General features: G+C 71.5%; 17 protein-coding genes. 8 read left to right on the top strand and 9 right to left on the bottom strand.

What is annotated here, in order from left to right; genetic code table 11:
* Positions 1-3: 3 nt before the first annotated feature.
* The 5 genes from I7X12_RS11760 to I7X12_RS11740 form a co-directional block, all read right to left on the bottom strand.
* Positions 4-954 carry an aminotransferase class IV gene (locus tag I7X12_RS11760; RefSeq protein ID WP_198060272.1) on the bottom strand — a complete coding sequence of 317 codons (951 nt, stop codon included), beginning with the start codon at positions 952-954 and terminating at the stop codon, positions 4-6.
* Entirely contained in the window at positions 951-1688 is a 738-nt protein-coding gene (locus tag I7X12_RS11755; protein WP_394355605.1) for an anthranilate synthase component II, read from the bottom strand. Before I7X12_RS11755 ends, I7X12_RS11760 begins: the two co-directional genes overlap by 4 nt.
* Positions 1681-3213: an aminodeoxychorismate synthase, component I gene (pabB, locus tag I7X12_RS11750; protein WP_198060271.1), complete on the bottom strand. Its 1533-nt coding sequence runs from the start codon at positions 3211-3213 to the stop codon at positions 1681-1683. The genes I7X12_RS11755 and pabB overlap by 8 nt, the downstream gene beginning before the upstream one ends.
* Before the next feature lie 57 nt (positions 3214-3270).
* Positions 3271-3822, bottom strand: a complete 552-nt coding sequence (locus tag I7X12_RS11745) for a helix-hairpin-helix domain-containing protein (RefSeq protein WP_198060270.1) — start codon at positions 3820-3822, stop codon at positions 3271-3273.
* Positions 3823-3966: 144 nt separating this feature from the next.
* On the bottom strand, positions 3967-4797 hold the full coding sequence (locus I7X12_RS11740) for a shikimate dehydrogenase (protein WP_198060269.1): 831 nt from the start codon (positions 4795-4797) through the stop codon (positions 3967-3969).
* A 176-nt stretch (positions 4798-4973) separates the two neighbouring features.
* Here I7X12_RS11740 and I7X12_RS11735 point away from each other — a divergent pair, with 176 nt between their 5' ends.
* From I7X12_RS11735 to I7X12_RS11715, 5 genes are all read left to right on the top strand, one after another.
* Positions 4974-6305, top strand: a complete 1332-nt coding sequence (locus tag I7X12_RS11735) for a sodium:calcium antiporter (RefSeq protein ID WP_394355629.1) — start codon at positions 4974-4976, stop codon at positions 6303-6305.
* Between the two features lies 1 nt (position 6306).
* Positions 6307-7740: a D-aminoacyl-tRNA deacylase gene (locus tag I7X12_RS11730; protein ID WP_198060267.1), complete on the top strand. Its 1434-nt coding sequence runs from the start codon at positions 6307-6309 to the stop codon at positions 7738-7740.
* Positions 7741-8034: 294 nt separating this feature from the next.
* Positions 8035-9207: a cell division protein FtsZ gene (gene ftsZ / locus I7X12_RS11725; protein ID WP_198060266.1), complete on the top strand. Its 1173-nt coding sequence runs from the start codon at positions 8035-8037 to the stop codon at positions 9205-9207.
* A gap of 101 nt (positions 9208-9308) precedes the next feature.
* Positions 9309-10928, top strand: a complete 1620-nt coding sequence (locus I7X12_RS11720) for a DUF7282 domain-containing protein (protein ID WP_198060265.1) — start codon at positions 9309-9311, stop codon at positions 10926-10928.
* Entirely contained in the window at positions 10925-12559 is a 1635-nt protein-coding gene (locus I7X12_RS11715; RefSeq protein ID WP_198060264.1) for a PGF-CTERM sorting domain-containing protein, read from the top strand. The genes I7X12_RS11720 and I7X12_RS11715 overlap by 4 nt, the downstream gene beginning before the upstream one ends.
* A gap of 4 nt (positions 12560-12563) precedes the next feature.
* On the opposite strand, the gene I7X12_RS11710 is transcribed toward I7X12_RS11715, so the two are convergent.
* On the bottom strand, positions 12564-14198 hold the full coding sequence (locus I7X12_RS11710) for a potassium channel family protein (protein ID WP_198060263.1): 1635 nt from the start codon (positions 14196-14198) through the stop codon (positions 12564-12566).
* Positions 14199-14322: 124 nt separating this feature from the next.
* Here I7X12_RS11710 and I7X12_RS11705 point away from each other — a divergent pair, with 124 nt between their 5' ends.
* Entirely contained in the window at positions 14323-14499 is a 177-nt protein-coding gene (locus I7X12_RS11705; protein WP_198060262.1) for a protein translocase SEC61 complex subunit gamma, read from the top strand.
* 1 nt (position 14500) lies between these two features.
* Positions 14501-14938, top strand: a complete 438-nt coding sequence (locus tag I7X12_RS11700) for a transcription elongation factor Spt5 (protein ID WP_006882825.1) — start codon at positions 14501-14503, stop codon at positions 14936-14938.
* Positions 14939-15031: 93 nt separating this feature from the next.
* Here the strand turns inward: I7X12_RS11700 and I7X12_RS11695 are convergent, their stop codons facing one another.
* The gene (locus I7X12_RS11695) at positions 15032-15796 is read right to left on the bottom strand and encodes a hypothetical protein (RefSeq protein ID WP_198060261.1); all 765 of its coding nucleotides are present in this window, start codon (positions 15794-15796) and stop codon (positions 15032-15034) included.
* Between the two features lie 115 nt (positions 15797-15911).
* Between I7X12_RS11695 and I7X12_RS11690 the strand changes: the two genes are divergently transcribed.
* Positions 15912-17027, top strand: coding sequence for a site-2 protease family protein (locus I7X12_RS11690; protein ID WP_198060260.1), 1116 nt, complete (start codon positions 15912-15914; stop codon positions 17025-17027).
* Positions 17028-17085: 58 nt separating this feature from the next.
* Here I7X12_RS11690 and I7X12_RS11685 read toward each other — a convergent pair whose 3' ends face one another.
* Together I7X12_RS11685 and I7X12_RS11680 are read right to left on the bottom strand one after the other, a co-directional pair.
* Positions 17086-17949, bottom strand: coding sequence for a phosphatase PAP2 family protein (locus I7X12_RS11685; RefSeq protein WP_198060259.1), 864 nt, complete (start codon positions 17947-17949; stop codon positions 17086-17088).
* Complete coding sequence (locus I7X12_RS11680) at positions 17949-19877, bottom strand: ABC transporter substrate-binding protein (RefSeq protein ID WP_198060258.1); 1929 nt, start codon at positions 19875-19877, stop codon at positions 17949-17951. Before I7X12_RS11680 ends, I7X12_RS11685 begins: the two co-directional genes overlap by 1 nt.
* Between the last annotated feature and the right edge of the window lie 34 nt (positions 19878-19911).

Raw genomic sequence — 19911 nt, 5'->3', positions numbered from 1 at the left:
CGGCTACGCGCCCTCGCCGCCGCTCTCGCCTTCAGCGCCTTCGCCGTCGACGCCGCCGTAGTGGGCGCGCTCGACGCGCTCGTCGAACAGCCGCGAGAGCAGCCGCGTCATCGGACCGACGCGCACGTCGATGCCGTCGACGCTGGTGACGGGTCGGATCTCCCAGGTTGAGTTGGTGCAAAAGACCTCGTCGGCGTCGCGCAGGTCGTCGAGCGTGTATTTCCCCGTCCGGACCGAGAACCCCTCGGACTCGGCCAGTTCGATCGCGACCGACCGCGTCACGCCGGGGAGGATCGGCACGTCCTCGCTGGGCGTCTTCAGCGTCCCGCTGTCGACGAAAAAGAGGTTGCTCGTCGCGCCCTCGGCGAGGAGGCCGTCGGTCGTTCGCATCACCGCCTCGTCTGCCGAAAAGTCGTCGGTGGCCGCCCGTCGAAGTTCGAGGCGAGCGAGGATCCCGGGGAGGTAGTTGTGCGTCTTCGCGTCGGCTGGCAGCGACTCGGCGGGCGGCCGCCGAGTTCGGACGGTCTGGACCGTCGCCGGCTCGTCCCAGACGGGCGAGCCCTCGACGCCGCCCCGTCCCAGCGGCGCGACGTAGACGACGACCGTCGGGTCCACGTCGGTGTCGGGCGTGAGTTTCCCCGGTTGGACGCCACGGGTCACCGACACCTTGCAGTAGGCCTCGTCGAGATCGTTGGCGGCCAGCGTCGCGTCGACTCGCTCGCGCAGGTCTTCGGGGACGGCGTCGGCGAACCCGAGCGTCTGGGCGGTCCTGTGGAGGCGGTCGCGGTGAGCGGCCCACTCGAAGGGGGCGCCGCCGTAGATCCGCAACGTCTCGAAGGCGCCGTCGCCGTACATGAACCCCCGATCGCGGACGGAGACGGTCGCTTCGTCTGCGGGGACGAGGTCGCCGTTCACGTGGTAGGTGAGGGCGGCGTCCGAGGAGTCGTCGCTCACAGCGACCCCTCCAGCGCCATCCGGCAGAACGTCTCGACCATCCGTTTGCCGTGTTCGGTGAGGATGCTCTCGGGGTGGAACTGGACGCCGACGTGGGGACGCTCGCGGTGGCGCACGCCCATCACCACGTCGTCCTCTTCGGCGGTGTGGGCGGACTCTTCGAGCACGTCGGGTAGGTCCGCCCGTTCGACGGCCAGCGAGTGGTAGCGGCCGACCTCGAAGCGGTCGGGAAGCGCCCGGAAGACCCCGCGACCGTCGTGGTCGATCGTCGAGGGCTTGCCGTGGACGACCGCCTCGGCGTGGCCGACGGGCGCGCCGGCGACCGCACACAGCGCCTGGTGACCGAGGCAGACGCCGAGGGTCGGATACGACAGCTCCCGGAAGACCGGCATCGAGACGCCGGCCTCCTGGGGCGTCCCCGGACCCGGGGAGACCACGATCGCGTCGGGGTCGATCTCGCGTATCCCCGGGATATCGACCGCGTCGTTGCGGCGGACGACCACCTCGCCGTCGGCGACCTCGGGGAGCCAGTCGGTCGTCGTGACCACTTCCCCGACGTACTGGACGAGGTTGTAGGCGAACGAGTCGTAGTTGTCGACGACGAGGACGGTCATCCCCTCGACGCGGTCGGCCGCGGTGGCGTCGGCGGCGAGGCGGTCGTCGTCGGCGGGGGCGCCGGTGTCGGGGTCGACGGACGGGACGCTCCCGACGCCCGGGGCGGACGGCTCAGTCATGGTCCCCCACGGTGAAGGCGGCGCGGTCACCCAGCGCCTCGTCGACGGCGGTCACGAGCGCGCGACCCTTGTCGAGCGTCTCCTCGAACTCCCGGTCGGGCACCGAGTCGTGGACGACCCCCGCCCCCACGCGGAGGTGGTACTCCTCGCCGTAGCGTACGAGCGTCCGGATGACGATGTTCAGCGTCGCCCGGCCGTCGAACCCGAATATCCCGATAGAGCCCGTATAGGGACCTCTTCGGGTGGCCTCGACCTCGTCGATGATCTCCATGGTCCGGGGCTTGGGCGCGCCGGTGATGGTCCCGCCGGGGAACACCGCCGCGACGGCGTCGCCCAGGTCGCGTTCGGACCTGAGCCGGCCCTCGACCAGGGAGACGAGGTGCATCACCTCCGAGTAGCGGTCGACGCGGCGGTACTCGCTGACCTCGACGGAGCCGTACTGGCTGACCTTCCCCAGGTCGTTGCGTTCGAGGTCGACCAACATCGCGTGTTCGGCCCGTTCTTTCTCGTCGCTCGTCAGGTCCTCGGCCAGAAAGTCGTCCTCCTCGGGCGTCTCGCCGCGCGGTCGCGTGCCGGCGATGGGCTCGGTGAGGAGGTGGTCGCCCTCCCTGTGGAGGAGCAGTTCCGGACTCGCGCTCACCAGGTCGACGCCGGGGAACTCGAGCAGGGCCGAGTACGGGGCCGGATTCACGGTCCGGAGCGCGTCGAAGGCGGCGACCGGGTGGACCGCCGCCGGCGCGGTGAGCCGCTGGGAGACGTTCGCCTGGAAGGTGTCGCCGTCGCGGACGTACGCCTTGACCCGGCGCACGCGGTCGGCGAACGCGTCGCGGCCGCAGTCGCTCTCGAAGCGGGCCTCGTCGGTCTCGACCGGTGGGTCCCCGACCTCGGGATCGCCCTCGACGGCGGCGCGGGCGAGGTCGAGCGCCCGTTCGCGGCCGCGGTCGTAGGCGTCACCGAGGGCGTCGGCGCCGCCAGCATCGGCCACAGCGCCGCCCTCGCCGTCGACCCGGGGACAGGCCGTGATCCGCAGCGTCGTCTCCTCGCCTCCGCGGGGTTCCTCCCAGGCGGCCATCCGGTCGTAGACGCCCAGCTGGAGGCGCGGCAGCTCGCGGTCGCGGTCGGCGGACTCGGGGAGCGCCTCCAGTTCGCGGGCGACGTCGTAGGAGAGCCAGCCGACCGCGCCGCAGGGGTAGGGCACGTCGCAGTCGCCGCGGACGAGCGACTCGGCGGCGAGTCGGTCGACCAGGGCGTCGACGCTCGGCGACTCGCCGACGGGGGCGCCGGCCGCTGCCTCGGCGGAGACGGTGACGCGGTCGACCGGGTCGACGCCGAAGTAGCCCCACCCGGACTGGCCGCCCGTGGTTTCGAGGTGGAAGCCGCCGGGGCCGTGGCGGGCGCGGCGGTAGGCGTCGAAGGGGTCGGCGACGGCCACGCGGACCTCGACGGGGACGCGGGCGCCGGCCGGCGCGTCGGACGCGGCGCGCTCGAAGGCAGTCCGGTCGGTCGCGACCCTCGGCGTCGTCATCACGTCGTGAGAGGGACGGGGAGGGTAACCGGTTTTCGGTCCCCGCAAGGAGAACGGTCAGTAGAGTTTCGCTTGCTCGACCCAGTTCTCGACGCGCGACTCGGCGATGTCCGTCTCTTCGGAGAGCGCCGCGGGGTCGGCCTCGGCGAGACCGCCGACGCCGTCGACGCCGGCTTCACGCAGGCGCTCGGCGTAGGTCGGCCCGATCCCCTTGATATCCTCGAGTTCGGCGTCCGGGGCCGGGTCGGTCGGTGCGCCCCCCGACGCAGACTCGTCGGCCTCGGATTCGTCGACTTCGGTACCGTCGCCCTCGTCGCTGGCCGCGTCCCCCGTTTCGGCCGCGGCATCGATCTCGGAGTCGGTGGTCGAGTCGGTCGCGGTCGGCGGTCCGCTGTCGGTCGCGGTGTCGGTCCCCTTGACCGCGTCTTCGCTGGCGGTCGCGGGTTCGTGCTCGACGGTCACGTCGACGCCGTCGTCGGACGCGCCGTCGCCGGCCGCCCCCGGGTCGTCACCCGGCGACGGGCCGTCGGTGGAGGACGCCGCGGGCTGAGAAGTCGAGGAAGACGCGCCCAGCCCGAGTGCAGACTTGATACGCTCGATGAGCCCCATAGGGAGCAATAGCGGACCCCATCACTTAACGTCTTTCTGCGTGCTCCCCGCGGACAGGAGCGGTCCCGCGCCGACCGCTGGCCCGGTTCCCGGAGCGCCGGTCGCCCGGTCGTCGGTCCGGTCGAGACCGCGGCGGCACCCGCCTCAGAGCCGGTCGCGGAGCGCCTCGTTCATCGCCTCGACCGGTGCCTCGCGGCCGGTCCAGCGCTCGAACGCCGCGACGCCCTGATACAGGAGCATCCAGGCGCCGTCGACGGTCGTCGCGCCCGCGGCGGCGGCGTCGGACAGCAGTCGCGTCTCCAGCGGCCGGTACACCGCGTCGAGCACGCCCAGGCCCGCGTGGAGCGCGTCGGCCGGGACCGGCGTCGCGTCTTCCTCCATCCCGACGCTCGTCGCGTTGACCAGTACGTCCGCGTCGGCCAGCAACGCCGGCAGATCGTCGAGCCCGTGCCCCGTCGCGTCGCCCCCCGCCTCGTCCGACTCGCTCCCGTCGCCGCGGACGTCGGCCGCGAGGGCGTCCGCTTTCGCCTCGGTTCGGTTGGCGATCCGGACGGTCATCCCCTCGTCGGCGAGGCCGAACGCGACCGCGCGGCCGGCACCGCCGGCGCCGACGACGACGGCCGTCCCAGACAGGTTCACGTCGTGGGCCCGGAGCGCCCGCGTAGCGCCGACGGCGTCGGTGTTGTGGCCCGTCGGCCGCTCCCCGGAGAAGTCGACGGTGTTGACCGCGCCGATACGGCGAGCGAGCGGGTCGGGCTCGACGGCCGCCAGCGCGTCCTGTTTGAACGGGATCGTGACGTTGAGGCCGGCGACGCCCAGATCCGCGGCGCCCTCGATCGCCGCGCCAGCGCCCTCGACCGGCGGTTCGAACGTGACGTAGCGGGCGTCGAGGCCGAGCGCCTCGTAGCCCGCCTCGTGCATCGGGGGCGACAGCGAGTGGCCGACCGGGTTGCCGATGAGTCCGTAGACGTCCATATCGGCACCACCGTGGCCGCCGACATAACGGATCTGTTCCGCGAGCGACCGAACGCGCCGGATTCGCAACTATTTCATACGGACACGGTGTGCCCTCGGTAGTGAGCCGACTCCGTCACCCGCTCGCCCAGGTCGCCTACGCCGTCGCCCTGACGGTCCCCTGGACGGCCACGCGGCTGTTCAATCTCCTCGTCAGGTGGGACGTCGTCCGGGCGACGCCGGTCCACTTCGGCACTCTCACCGAGGTCGCCGTCACCGGGGTCGCCGTGCTGGGCGCCTCGTTCCTGCTGGCCTGGGGCGCAGAGACCGCCGAGAAAGACGTGCCGCGAGCGTTCGCGATCGCCGTCCTCGCCATCCTCGCGGTCGCGCCCGAGTACGCCGTCGACGCGCTGTACGCCTGGAACGCCGGGGCCGGCGGCGCGACGACGGCGGCCTGTCCGGCAGGACCCGGAGCGACCGAGCGACTCGTCGAAGCCTGCGAGAGCGCCAACCTCGCGGTCGCGAACATGACCGGTGCCAACCGCATCCTCATCGGGCTCGGCTGGGCCGGCATCGCCGTCTTCACCGTCCGCCGCGCGCGCCAGACCAACGACCCCGCGGTTCGGGCCCGCGAGGGGTGGCTGGCCGACGTCGTCACGCTCGACCGCGGCATCGCCACCGAGGTCGGCTTCCTCTTCCTGGCGACCGTCTGGGCCTTCTTCGTCCCGCTGGGCGGCGGCATCGACGCGCTCGACACAGCCCTGCTGGTCGGCCTGTATCTCACCTACATCGTCGTCATCATCCGCGGCGACGTGGACGCCGAGGAGGAACACGTCGGCGTCCCCCAGTACTTCCAGTCGTGGTCGCTGCCGTGGCGCCCGCTGGCCGTACTCACGCTCTTTGGCTACTCCGGCCTGATGATCTTCACGGCCGTCGAACCGTTCGCCCACGGCCTGGAGGTGCTGGGCCAGGACTTCGGTATCCCCGAGTTCTTCATGATCCAGTGGATCGCGCCGCTGGCGAGCGAATCGCCCGAACTCATCGTCGTGGTCGTCCTCGTGAACAAGGCCCGCTCGACCGCCGGGTTCAACGCGCTGATCTCCTCGAAGCTCAACCAGTGGACGCTGCTCATCGGGACGCTCTCGCTGGTGTTCTCGCTGGCCTACGGCGGGTACGGCGTCCTCCCGTTCGACTCGAAACAGTCCGCCGAGATCTGGATCACCGCCGCCCAGAGCTTCTTCGCGCTCGCCGTGCTGGTCGACTTCGAGATCAGCGTCCGCGAGGCGCTTTCGATCTTCGTCCTCTTCATCTCGCAGGTGTTGCTTGAGTTCGCCATCATCCAGGACCTGGCGCCGATCCCGGTCTCCAGCGAGGAGTTGCTGATCGGCTACGCCGTCGCCTACGTCGTGATCGGAGCGGCGCTGTTCTGGGTCCGGCGCGACGCGCTGAAGGGGATGCTCGGCCTCGCCGCCGACGCCGGCCGCACCGCGGTCGGCCGCGACCCAGTCCACCAGGAGTTCGCCGACTGAGATGCTCGCTATCGTCGTCTCCCGCGCCGATTCGGCCTCGGCTCACGTCGGAGCGCGCCTGCGCGGTATCACCGAGTGGACGGAGCACACCGATAGCTCGCGGCCCGACGCCAGCGGGGGCGGGACCGTCTATCGCACCGACACCGTCGAGTTGCGCGAGTTCGACGACTTGCACCTCGAACTCGACGGCGTCGCCGACGCCTTCGGTCGCGTCGACGGCGGCGACGAGCGGACCGAACCCGACCTGCTCGTCTTCGCTTCCCGCCACGCCGGCGAGACCGGCCCGCTGCTGACCGCCCACCACACCGGCAACGTCGGCCCCGCCGAGTACGGCGGGGAACCCGGCGCGTTCGCCCGCGCCTGTCCGAACGCCCACCGACGGGTCCTCGCGGCACTGCGCGAGCACGCCCCAGACGGCTACGAGGTCGGCATGGAAGCCACCCACCACGGGCCGACCGACGTGGGCGTCCCCTCGATGTTCGTCGAGGTCGGCAGCGACGAACCGCAGTGGGAGGACCCAGCGGCCGCCGAGGCGGTCGCCCGTGCCATCCTCACACTCGCCGACACCGGCCCCGACGCGCCCGGCGAGAACGGCACCCGCCGACAGCTCGTCGGGTTGGGCGGTGGCCACTACGCCCCTCGTTTCGAGCGGATCATCGGCGAGACGGACTGGGCGGTCGGCCACGTCGCACCCGACTGGGGGCTCGACGCGATGGGCGACCCCGACCGGAACCGCGAGGTTATCAGCCGCGCCTTCGAGGCGAGCGCCGCCGACTACGCCGTCGTCGAGGGCGACCGTTCCGACCTGGAGCGAGTCGTCGACGAACTGGGCTATCGCGCGGTGAGCGAGACGTGGGTCCGCGAGACGACCGGTATCCCCCTGGATCTGGTCGCGGTCGCCGAGGATCGGCTTGGGAGCGTCGACGAGGGCGTCCGCTTCGGCGACCGCGCGACCGGGCACGAGGGGGACGCGGACGACGTCCTCGCAGTCGTCGCTCTCCCCGGCGACCTCCTCGCCGAAGCGCAGGGGATCGACGGCGAGGCCGCCCGCGCGGCGGTCGAGCGGGCGACGGTCGCCTTCGAGACGAGCGAGAGCGGGACCCGCGCCGAGGGCCGTGCGCTCGTCGAGGGCGCCACCGGCCCCGACACGGCGTCGTTCTTCGCCGTCGACCCCGATGGACGGGCGCTCGTCGACGACCTCGCGGCCGTGCTCGAAGCGAAGTACGAGACCGTCGATCGGACCGACGGGGTGGTCGTCGCCAGCGAGTCGGCGTTCGACCCCGACCGCGCCCGCACGCTCGGCGTCCCCGACGGCCCGAAACTCGGCCGCCTCGCCGAGGGCGAACCCGTCACCGTCGACGGCGACGAGATCGACCCCTCGGTCGTCCACGTCGAGCGCGAACACCGCTTCCCCGTCGGCGACTCGACGGAGTGAGCCTCCGCGGCTCGACGACCTCTCTCGGCGGCCGGCGGGCCGCCGCTCGCGACCGCGCCCCGTTTCGATCCGGTACGTATCCGATACGGACTTCGAACGCATCCGAAACGTACCCGGCGCGTATCCGACCGTGGCACCGTTTCACCTGGAGATCGACCGGAACGGCCACTCGTTGGAGTAAGGGGCGCTTACGCTGGAAACGAGGAGAGTACGGACGTGCTACCGCGCGTCAGTCAGGCGTCTGACGCGCGGGAGAAGCTTAATAAATGTTGCCCAGCAACGGAAACTTAAAATATGGACTCTATAATCGACGACGCGATCGACGAGGCCGAGGCCGAGCGCGAGGAGTCGGCCCAGCAGGAACCGCAGGGGGGGCAAGAATCGGCGAGTTCGACGGGGACAGACGAGATGTCCACGTCGGGTCAGATGTCCGACGAGGAGCTCGCCGACGTCGTCAAAGATCTGGAGACGAAGATCACCGTCGTCGGCTGTGGGGGCGCCGGCGGGAACACCGTCAGCCGGATGATGGAAGAGGGGATCCACGGGGCGAAGCTCGTCGCCGCCAACACGGACGCCCAGCACCTCGCCGACGAGGTCAAGGCCGACACGAAGATCCTCATCGGCCGCAAGCGCACCGGCGGTCGCGGTGCGGGCTCGGTCCCGAAGATCGGCGAGGAGGCCGCCCAGGAGAACATCGAGGACATCCAGCAGTCCATCGACGGTTCGGACATGGTGTTCGTCACCGCCGGCCTCGGCGGCGGCACCGGCACCGGCTCGGCCCCCGTGGTCGCCCAGGCCGCCCAGGACCAGGGCGCGCTCACCATCTCCATCGTCACCATTCCCTTCACCGCCGAGGGTGAGCGACGGAGGGCCAACGCCGACGCCGGCCTCGAACGGCTCCGCGCCGTCTCGGACACCGTCATCGTCGTGCCGAACGACCGCCTGCTCGACTACGCGCCGTCGATGCCCCTGCAGGACGCGTTCAAGATCTGCGACCGCGTCCTGATGCGCTCGGTCAAGGGCATGACCGAGCTGATCACCAAGCCCGGCCTCGTCAACGTCGACTTCGCCGACGTTCGCACGATCATGGAGAACGGCGGCGTCGCCATGATCGGCCTCGGCGAGTCCGATTCGGAGAACAAGGCCCAGGACTCCATCCGCTCGGCGCTCCGGTCGCCGCTGCTCGACGTGGAGTTCGACGGCGCCAACTCCGCGCTGGTCAACGTCGTCGGCGGTCCCGACATGTCCATCGAGGAGGCCGAGGGCGTCGTCGAGGAGATCTACGACCGCATCGACCCGGACGCCCGCATCATCTGGGGCGCGAGCGTCAACAACCAGTTCGAGGGCAAGATGGAGACGATGATCGTCGTCACCGGCGTCGAGAGTCCCCAGATCTACGGCAAATCGGAGGCCGAGCAGGAACGCGCCTCCAAGGAACTCGGCGACGACATCGACTACGTCGAGTAATCCGCTCGGGATTCTCCGTTCTGTCTTCTCGCGAGCGTGAGCGTTCGTCCGGTATTTGATCACCACAAAACATTTTTAACGTGATAGTATCATCGGAGAGTATGACAGCTTCGCCCTCCCACGGTGCGGTCGCGACCGTCGCCGCAGTCGCCCTGGTCGCGGCGGCGCTGGCGGCCGGTTCGGCCGCCGCGCTCGGTACCGGAAGTCTCGACGGAGCGAGCGACCAACTCGACGGCGACGCGGTCGCGACGCAACCCGTCTCGGACGAGACGAACGCGACGGTCATGGTCGCGCCCCGTGGGTCGGTCGACCGCCTCGCATCGGTCGCGGCGGTCGAACGGGGCCGCGAGGCCGGATGGGTAACCCCGTCGCCGGTCCTCGCCGCCGGGGACACGCTGGTGCTCCGACTTCGCTTGCCCGGGATGGCCGAGCGGGTGGCGAACGCGACCGGCGACACCGACAGCGCGCGGTTCCGGTCGGTGCTGGCGAGTGAGAACGTGTCGCTCCGGCTCGTCCAGCGCCCCGAGACCATTCACGGGACCCGCCATCTCTTCTTCCTGAACGGGTCGCGCGGCCAGTCGGTCGTCGCTGACCCCGCCAACGACACCTACTACGTCGTGACCGACCTGACGGCCGTCTCCGACGCCGCGGGCGGCCTGGGGATCGACGACCTCCGAGGGGAGTTCGTCCCGCGACTCGTCGTCGAGGGGAACCACCGGCTGAATCCCGGGCCGGTCGACGAGCCGAACCGGACGGGGCGCTTCGAGGTCCTCGGCCGCGAGGCATGGCTCTCCGGCGCCGATACCGACGGCGTGCTCGCCCCCGGGTTCGCCGCCACGTCGAACCAGACCGTCGCCGGCACCACGACGCTGGCCCCCGGGTCGACGGTGACCGTCAGCGTGACCGACGCCTCGGGCATCGAGACGCCGCGGAACGTGACCGCTAGAGTCACCGACCGGACGGTCGACTCCGACGACTACGGTCCCCCGGAGTTCGTCTTCGAGACCGCGCTGAACCTCAGCGGCGTCGAGCCCGGAACCGAAATCGGCCTGGTCGTCGCGTCGAACGGGACAGTCATCAGCGACCAGTACGAACTGGATCGGTACTGGGCGCCGATCGACGCCTCGGGTGCGGCGGTAGATCTCTCCACCGACCCGATACTCGACGACTCGATCCGGATCGACCGCGCGACTCTGCCCGACGGCGGGTTCGTCGCCGTCGAGCGGGCGAGCGACGGCACGGTCGTCGGCAGTACCGACTACCTCGACCCCGGCACGCACGAGGGGCTGCGGGTGACCGTCAGCGAGGTGGCCTCGACCGGCGAGGCAAGCCTCCGGGCCTACCTCGCCCACGACTCCGACGGCGACGGGAACTACTTCCGGTCAGCCGACCGGTCGTACGCCGACTCGATGCGAGCGGTCGGCGCGACCGTCTCGCGAACCGCCGCGTCGACCGCGACGCCGACCGAGACCGCCACGGCGACGCCGACCGACGTGCCGACGACCACCGGCTCGCCGACGCCCACGTCGGCGGCCCCGACGGCAACGCCGACCGCGACGGCGACCGCCGAGACGCAGACTGCGACCGACCCGGCGACGACGGACGCACCGGCGGCCACCACGAGCGGCGACGGGCCCGGGTTCGGCGCCGCGCCGACACTCGCGGGGCTACTGGTCGCCGGACTGCTCGCGGTCGGACGGAACCGGAGGACCGATCGATGACGGTCGATCGCCCGTCCGACGGCCGCGTCGCAGTCGTCGGTATTGCCGTCCTCCTCGCGGTCTCGGCCGGCGCGTTCGCTGCAGTGGTTTCCGGTTCCGTCGACTCACACGTCACCATCGAGGAGGACGCGGTCGAACAGGCCGCCGGCGACGTGGCGCGGTTCGCGCTCTCGGTTCCGAGCGGCGAGTCGGTCGCCGTCGTCGTGGACGGCGCGGGCGGCGAGCGCCGCCTGAATCTCACCGATGCCGACGGTGACGGCCGGATCGCGCTCGCGCTGAACTCTTACCTGGCCGGGCCAGACGCGACCGTGACCGACGTGTACGGCGTCGGCGAGGGCGACCGGCTGTCGGTCGAGGGCGAGGCCACCGGTCGACTGCCGCCGGGGTCGTACCGCCTCGCGGCGTACGCGAACGGGACCGGCGAGCCGGCCGATACCGCGGGACTCACACTGACCGAACCCGGCCTCGGCAACGCCACGGTCATGGTCGCGCCGAACGGGTCACGCGAGCACCTCGACTCGCTGGCGGCGATCGAGCGAGCGCGGGAACGCGGGTGGCTTACTCGGACGAACGAAGTCGCCCTGAGCGACACCCTCGTCCTGCGGCTGACCGTGCCCGGCGTCGCCGGTGCGGTCGCGAACGAGTCGGGGGCGACCGACGAGGCTCGCTTCCGGCGGCTGCTCGCGGGGTCGAACGCGTCGCTCCTGTTGAGCGAGCGGATGCCTGGTCCCTCGCGTCCGCGCCAGCACCTCTCGCTCGACTGGGCGAACACGACGACGGTCGTCGCCGACCCCGACAACGACACCTACTACGCCGCAGCCGACCTGACGGCGCTCCCGTGGGGGTCCAGTCACGACCACGAGGTCGACGAGTGGTCGTTCGACGAGTCCTTTCTTGTCGATGGGACCGACTACGTCCCCCGACTCGTCGTCGGTGAACACCGGCTGAACCCGGGCGACATCTCCGAAGGCGGTCGGACGGGGGAGATCAGAATCTTCCAACCCGACGCGACCGTCACGTTCCCGATGGAGGAAGGCGGGACGGTTCCGCTCGCGCCGGCACCGAACCAGGGGATCGCCGGGTGGACGAACCTCGCGCCGGGGTCGACGGTGACGGTCACGCTATCGGACGGCGCCGGGGACCCGTTCCCGGTCACCGAGACGGTTCGGGTCACGCGGGAGCGTCCACCCGAGAACGAGGCGGGAGCGCGCTACCGATTCCGCGCCGAGTTCGACCTCCGAGGGGCCGCGCCGAGGACCACCTTCGACATCCGCGTCCGGTCGAACGGAACGCAACTCGGCCCGCTGAACTCCTGGGAAGAAGGGGAAGGGTATCGAGGGTACGTCGACCCCGTGCTCGCGCCGACCGACACGCCGACCACGACCCCCGCTCCGACGACCACGCAGAGTCCGACGCCGCACGAGCCCTCGACCGCGCCGCCGCCGTCGACGGTCACCGTCCACATCGACGACGGGATAACGCCGACGCCGCAGTCGACCGCGGACCCGTCGAGCACCGCCCGCCGGACCGCGACGAGCGGCGACGGCCCCGGCTTCGGCGCGGTCGCGACACTGCTGGGACTCGTCGGTGCAGTGCTGCTGGCGGCCCGCCGCGGCGACGCCCGCCGCTGACCGCTCACCCGAACACTTCGGTGAACCGATTGGTCGCCTCGTCGGGGCCGGCGACGATGAGTTCGTCGCCCGACTGGGCGCGAAAGTCCGGACCCAGATCCGTCACGACCTCGCCGTCGCGCTCGACGGCGACGACGGTGACGCCGGTGCGGGCGCGCACGTCGGCGTCGCCCAGGGAGGTCCCGACGAGGCCGGGCGCGCGGGTGCGGACGACTTCGACCTGCGTGTCCAGGGAGATCACGTCCTCCTCTTCGAGGACGGCCGAGGCGACCATCCGTCCCGTCACGGTCCCGAGCGCGAGGACGTAGTCGGCGCCGGCGCGGTACATCTTCTGGACGGCTTCGGCCTCCTCGGCGCGGGCGACGATCTCGACCTGCCCGCTCTCGTCGCGGACGACGAGGGTGGCGAACTCCGCGGCGGTGTCGTCGGGGATCGCGAGGATGACCGACCGGGCGTCACGGAGGCCGGCACGTTCGAGCACCGCGGGGTCGGTCGCGTCGCCGACCACGTCGACGCCCGGGCCGTCCTCCTTGTCGACGACGGTGTAGGGGAGGTCCACGTCGTCGAGGATCTCCGTGACGGTCTGGCCGACCTCGCCGTGGCCGACGACGACGGTCTCGCCGGAGGTGTGCCGGCGCACCTCCGAGCGGGTGCGGTCGGCGAGCGCTGCCAGCCGGTCGTCGCGGCCGGTCATCAGCAGGACCGTCCCGGGCTCGATGACCGAGTCGGGCGGGGGCGGGCTCTCGAACTCGCCGTCGAACCAGGCGCCGATGACGTTGACGCCGGCCTGTTCGCGGAGGCCGCTCTCGGCGAGCGTGCGCCCGGCCACTTCGGCGCCCCTGTGGACGGGGAGTTCGACGATATCGAAGTCCTCACCGACCTCGACCTTGCTACCCAGATCCGTCGAGACGCTGGCGGAGACCTTCCGGGCGAGGCTCTCGCCCAGCAGCGGGCGCGGGGAGAGCACCGCGTCGGCGCCGGCGAGTTCGTGGTAGCGCGAGCGGTCGGGTTCCTCGACGACGCTGACGATGCGTACCGACTCGTCGATCTCCTTGGCGGTGAGGACGATACTGGCGTCGACCTGGTCGGACACGTCGGCGACGAGGGCGTGGGCCGCCGAGAGGTTCGCGGCGCGGAGGCCGTCGGCGGAGTCGGGGTCGCTGTGGATCACGTCGTAGCCCTCCTCGTAGAGGTCGGTGGCGCGGTCGCGGTCCGGTTCGACGATCACCCAGTCCACGCCGCGGGAGTCGAGTTCGCCGATGAGCGTCTCGACGCGGGGGGTGTAGGTGGCGACGATGACGTGGTCCTCGTGGCCGTTCTGGACCGCCGTGGGCACGGTGGTCGACAGCGCCTCCTCGAAGGCGGGAAACGCGACCACCGGCAGCGCGAGGAATATCATGACCGTCCCCGTGATGTCCATGACGATCACGAGCACGAGCATCGCCGCCGCGTCCCAGCCCGCCTGGGAGCCGTAGCCGGTCGTCGTGAACGTCTCGACGACGAACTGGAACGACTCCAGGAACGTCTTGGGGTCGCCCTCGAAGGTCGCCATCCCGTACTGGTAGACGACCGTAAAGGCGTACATCGAGAGGGCGAGCACGCCGGTGTAGATGACCGACCGGCGCTGCCACGTGTTCATACCCGCTTGGTTACCGCTGTCGCGTAAAACGGTTCTGGGAGCCCGGCCCGGGGTTGCGACGGATCCCGCGCCCGAGCCGAGCGGCATCAATAGATAGAAGAGCCCGCGGGAGCAACTGCCGGTCATGAACGTTCCCTACGACCTGAGCTCCTACGTCCGCGTGCTGAAGCTGGCCAGCACGCCGTCGTGGGAAGAGTTCTCCCAAGTCGCGAAGATCGCCGGGGCCGGCATCATCCTCGTCGGCATCCTCGGCTTTCTGATCTTCGTGATCATGAACTTCGTCCCGGGTGGGGTGCCCTGAGATGGGTATCTTCGCCGTCAAGACCACGGCCAGCCAGGAGCGCACCGTCGCCGATATGATCATGAACCGCGAGGAGGAGTCGATCCACGCCGCGCTCGCGCCGGACTCGCTGACCTCCTACGTCATGGTCGAGGCCGACGAGTCCGCGGTCTTCGAGCGCATCTCCGACGAGATTCCGCACATGCGCGGCGTCGTCCCCGGCAAGTCCGGCATCGCCGAGGTCGAACACTTCCTCTCGCCCAAGCCCGACGTCGAGGGTATCGCCGAGGGGGACATCGTCGAGCTCATCGCCGGCCCGTTCAAGGGCGAGAAGGCCCAGGTACAGCGCATCGACGAGGGCAAAGACCAGGTCACCGTCGAACTGTACGAGGCGACCGTCCCGATCCCCGTGACGGTCCGCGGCGACCAGATCCGCGTTCTCGACTCCGAGGAGCGGTAGGCCGAGGTTCGGTGTCCGACGACGGGGCCGCCGGTTCCCCGCGTCGAGCCGAGCGAGTCGCACTTTTCACCTCTCTTTTCGGGGCGGAGACGATCAGGCGGTGCGGTAGGACACGTCACCGTCGTCGACGACGGCGATCGCCCACCGGCGGGCGAGGTAGGCGTTCTCGCGGATGTGGTGTTCGGGGACGAGCGGAAGCGGGACGGGACGGTAGCCGTCGGATTTCATCGCGGTGATACTCGATAGACTCCCGATCTCGCCGTCGCGGTCGGAGACGTGGATCCGTCTGTCGGTTCCGCGCGCGTAGCGATACGGGAAGGCGTCGGGGTCGGGACCGGGACAGGCCAGTCCGTCGACCGACGGGAGCGCGGCGAGGAGGTCGCCGTCGGCTTCGAGCAGGAGGCGAGGAGCGTCGCCGCCGTCGCCGGTGACCCCGGGGGTGGCGGGCTCCTCGCGCCAGCAAAGCGGGCCGTCGGCGGGCGCGGCGGCGAGCGTCCCGTCGGTCAGACGGATGCGGTCGGGGATCGAGTAGAACGCTCGGCACTCCTCGGCGTCGGGGCGACGCAGGAACGGTTCGGTCAGTATCTCGCGGGCGTCGGCCGCGGTCTCGGGGTCGGCGACGAACAGCGTCGCGCGCCGCTCGGTGGCGGCCGCGGCCAGCCTCGCGACGACCTCCAGCGGCGTCGCGACGGCGAGCGGCTCGACCGAGAACGGGCGGTCGGTCACCGCGCCCGGCGGGTCGCCGCCGGTCGCGACCGCCGCCGGCTGGTCGGTGCCCGCGAGCCGGGTCGTCTCGTAGCCGCGGTCGGCGAGATCGGCGAGGACCGGCTCGGCGTCCGGTGTCGGTGGGCGTGCCATCGGCGACGCTACGGGCCGGACCGGCATGAACGGCCCGACCGGGCGCGTGGTCGGCGGAAACGCCGTCGCCCACGGCGTGGTCAGGTATTTGCGGATCCCGTCCATAGGCAGGGTGATGTCCGCACCCACGTCGCCGTCGCCGGACCTGCCCGAGCCGGGGTCGCTCGGCGAGTCCTTCGACGTGTACGAGGTGGAGGCTACCGACGACGGCGCGCGCTACTACGGCGAACTGGACGGTGGGCGCGAGGCGGTCGAACAGCGGCTCGCGCGGCGCTTTCGCGAACGGGGCTACCGCGTGCGGCTGGCCCGCGAGACCGGTGAACACGTCCTCGTCGCCACGGAGCGCTCGACGGCGGTCGAGGGGGTCCCGTGGACGAACGTCGCCCTGTTCGTCGCGACGCTCGCGACGACGCTGTTCGCGGGGACGGGGTGGTACGGCTACGGCCTGGGAACGGCGCCGGGGCGGCTGCTGTCGGCGTGGCCGTTCGCGGCGGCCGTCCTCTCGGTGCTAGCGGTCCACGAGTTCGGCCACTACCTCGCCTCGCGGTACCACGACGTGGAGGCGTCGCTGCCCTACTTCATCCCGGTACCGACCGCGCTCGGGACTCTGGGCGCGGTTATCCGGATGCGCGACCACATCCCCGACCGGGAGGCGCTGTTCGATATCGGCGTCGCCGGCCCGCTGGCGGGGCTGGTCGCGACCGTCGCCGTGACCGCGATCGGCGTCTCGTTGCCGCCGATCGACGTGAGCGGGGCGGGCGGGCTGGCTTACGCGACGCAGTACGAGCTGGGCTACCCGCCGTTGATCCAGGCCGTCGCGGCGGTGCTGGGCGAGCCGCTACGCTACGGCGACCCCGGCCTGGCGGTCAACCCCGTCCTGATCGGTGGGTGGGTGGGCGCGTTCGTCACGTTCCTCAACCTCCTGCCGGTCGGACAGCTCGACGGCGCGCACGTCTCCCGTGCGCTCGTCGGCGAGCGCGTCGCGGCGCTGCGGTACGTCCTGCCGCTCGCGCTGTTCGGACTCGCGGCGGCGCTGCTGGTGTTCGCCGACGGGCAGGCGGTCGGCATCTGGGTCCTCTGGGGCCTGTTGACGCTCGTCCTCGGTCGCGCCGGAACCGCGACGCCGCTGGACGATCGGCCCGTCGACCGCCGGCGGCAGGCCGTCGGGGCGCTCGCGCTCGTGCTCGGCGCGCTGTGTTTCACGCCGGTCCCGATCGTGGTGACGCTCTGACCGCGGGGCGGTAGTACCCGGTGGCGGGCCCGGCGGTAGGAGCGGGCGACACGGCGGGTCACCGCCGGATCCACGCGACGACGCGGTCGGTCCACCCCGCGGACGGGTCGCCTGGTGCCGGCTGGGACTCGTCGGCTGCCTCGGCGACGGTGGCGCCGACCGCGACCGCGACCGCGGCGAGCGCCCCGCCGGCGACCACGTCGGTCGCCCAGTGGATGCCGAGATACATCGTCGAGACGGCGATCGAGACCGCGAGGGCGGCGGCGACGGGGTACCAACGGGGGAAGATATCGCGATAGCGGCGGGCGACGAGCGCGACCGTCACGGACAGGGAGGCGTGCAGCGACGGGAAGACGTTCGTGTTCCGGTTGACCCGGCCGGTCAGCAGCTGCGCCTGGGGCCAGTTCGTGTACAACAGCGACTCGACCGCCTGGGGCGTGACGTTCCGGGGGCCGTAGGAGATGAAGCAGACGTAACAGACGAGTCCGAGCGCGTAGTTGACCGCGTAGGCGACAAGCAGCGTCCGGACCGGGCGGTCGTCCTCGCAGGCGAGGTATACGACGACCGGGAACGTGACGAGGAAGGCGTAGCCGAAGACGTAGACGGCGCCGAAGTAGGCGGTCAGCGGCGGAGCGGCGACCGACTGGAGGCGGGCGACGAACCCCCCCTCGATCGCGTGGATGGCGCCGGTGACGTTGACGCCGATGAGCCACGAGATCTCGACGCCCACGTCGCGAACGATACCGTTGACGGCGAGGACGACGACGAGCAGGCCGAGCGTGGGCGCGACTCGCCGGAGGTTCGCCTGAATCCGGCTCGGGGCGCCAGCCAGCCCGTCACGGCCGACGACCGCCGCCAGTCCGAGGAGGTGGAGTGCGACGACGACGGTGGCCAGCTGGGCGAGGACGGTCGCGAGCCCCATCAGTCGCGCTCCACGAGGGTGCCGTCGTCGTACTCGTAGCCGGCCTCACGGAACGTCGCCCGCGCGGCGGCGGCGTCGAGGGTGCCGTCCGAGCCGAGAAAGGGCGTCACGGGATGGTCGTCCCCGAACCGGAGGTCCTGGGGGACCGAGCCGGTCCCGGAAAGCGGGCTCGCCGCGGGCCAGGCGTACCCGTCGAACACGTCCTCGACCAGCACCCGGCGGTCCACGAGGTGGCCGAGCGTGTTCCGGAACCGCGGGTTCGTCAGCGGCGGCCGGCGGGCGTTGTAGCCGACGACGTACGGTGAGGGCGACCGACCGACGACCAGGTCGACGCCGTCCGCCCGGCCGATCCGTGGGATGGTGTCGGCGCCGACCGCGGTGCCGGTCACGTCGGCGTCGCCGTTCGTGACCATCGAGACGGCCGTCTCGTCGGCGCCGACGACGGTCACGTCGATCTGTTCGTACGGTGGGAGTCCGCCCGCGTCGCCCGGTAGCTCGGCGGGTGCGGCGTCGGCGAGGAAGTGGTCGTCGTCGCGTTCGAGTACGAGACGGTCGCCGGGGACGTTGCGCTCGAATCTGAACGGGCCGCTGCCGACGGGCGGGACGTTGTTCGTGACGAGCGCCTCCGAGGCGGCGCCGAAATCGACGCCGCCGACCGACGCCGGGCCGGTCCGGTCACGCCAGACGTGTTCGGGCAACACCGGAACCGCGAGCGCGCGCGTCGCGACTTCGGCAGTGCACTCGACGAACCGGATCTCGACCGTCCGCGAATCGATCGCCTCGGCGTCGGCGACGAGGCTGCTCCGGCCGCGAAAGCGGGGGGCGGCCACGGCCGCGTCGCTCTCGGTCGGCGTCTCGGTCGATTCGTCGGTCCGGCCGAGCGTCACGTCGGCGAGCAGCGCGTAGGTGAACGCCGCGTCGGCGGCCGTCACCGGTTCGTCGTCGTGCCACGAGCAGTCGTCGCGGAGGCGGACGCGCGCTCGCGGGCGACCGTCGACGGTCTCGAACTCCCAGCCGTCGGCCAGCCACGGTTCGATCCGTCCGTCGCCCGTCTCGCGTCCCAGCCGGTCGTACAGCAGCCCCGTCAGGGCGCCGCTCCACCGAAACTCCGCGGCCAGGGGGTTGAGGTTCTCCGTCGGCCGCCGGTCGGTGACGACGACGCGAAGCGTCGCCGGGGCGGCCCGAGTGGTCGCCCGGTCGTCCGCGACGGTCGGTCGGTCGGTCGGTGTGGCCGCCGGCCCGTCGGGGGTCGGTCCGGTAGTCGCGCCCGCGTCGCCCGGCCGGTCGCCCCGCGCCGGCGACGCGTCGAGCGCGAGATAGCCCAGCGGCGACCGGTAGTCGCGGCGGGTCCACCCGGCGAAGCGGTCGCCGCGGACGGCCCTGACGGCGTCTGGGAACGCGACCAGCGCGAACGGCTGCGTCCGGGCGACGGTGCGCTGGACGGCGGCGATCGCCTCTCTGTGGGCCTCGCCGGTGGCGGACCGCGCTTCGGTCAGCCGCTCGTCGACGTCGAGGTTCGCGTAGCCGAAGGGGTTCTGCCAGCCCGGCTCGGAGCCAAAACGCGAGTGCAACAGCGCGTAGAGCCCGTCGGCCTCGCGGAGGCGAGCGGGGACGCGGCCGACGAAGGCGTCGAAGTCGTTGCGGATGAGCACCCGGCGGTACAGCTCCTCTGGCGCGACTGGCGTGACGGTCACTCGCAGGCCCGCCGCGCGGAACCACCCGGCGACCGACTGGGCGACCCGCAACGCGTAGGGGTCGGCGTCCGCCGGGAGCGTCGCGATCCCGATCGACACCGGCGACACCGACTCCCAGCCCGACGCCGCGCGCAGTCGGCGCATGCACCCGACGGTCGCCAGGCTCCCCCCGACGGCCAGCGACCGGAGGAGGGTACGGCGTCGGCTCGAAGCCGGTTCGAATGACTCCCCCATCTCCCCCGTCGGTTGGGTGGCGACGGTCAAGTCC

This window comes from Halosimplex litoreum (genome assembly GCF_016065055.1).
Classification (GTDB): Archaea; Halobacteriota; Halobacteria; order Halobacteriales; family Haloarculaceae; genus Halosimplex; species Halosimplex litoreum.
The sequence above is the reverse complement of the archived record's forward strand: the minus strand, read 5'-3'. Positions and strand labels throughout refer to the sequence as shown.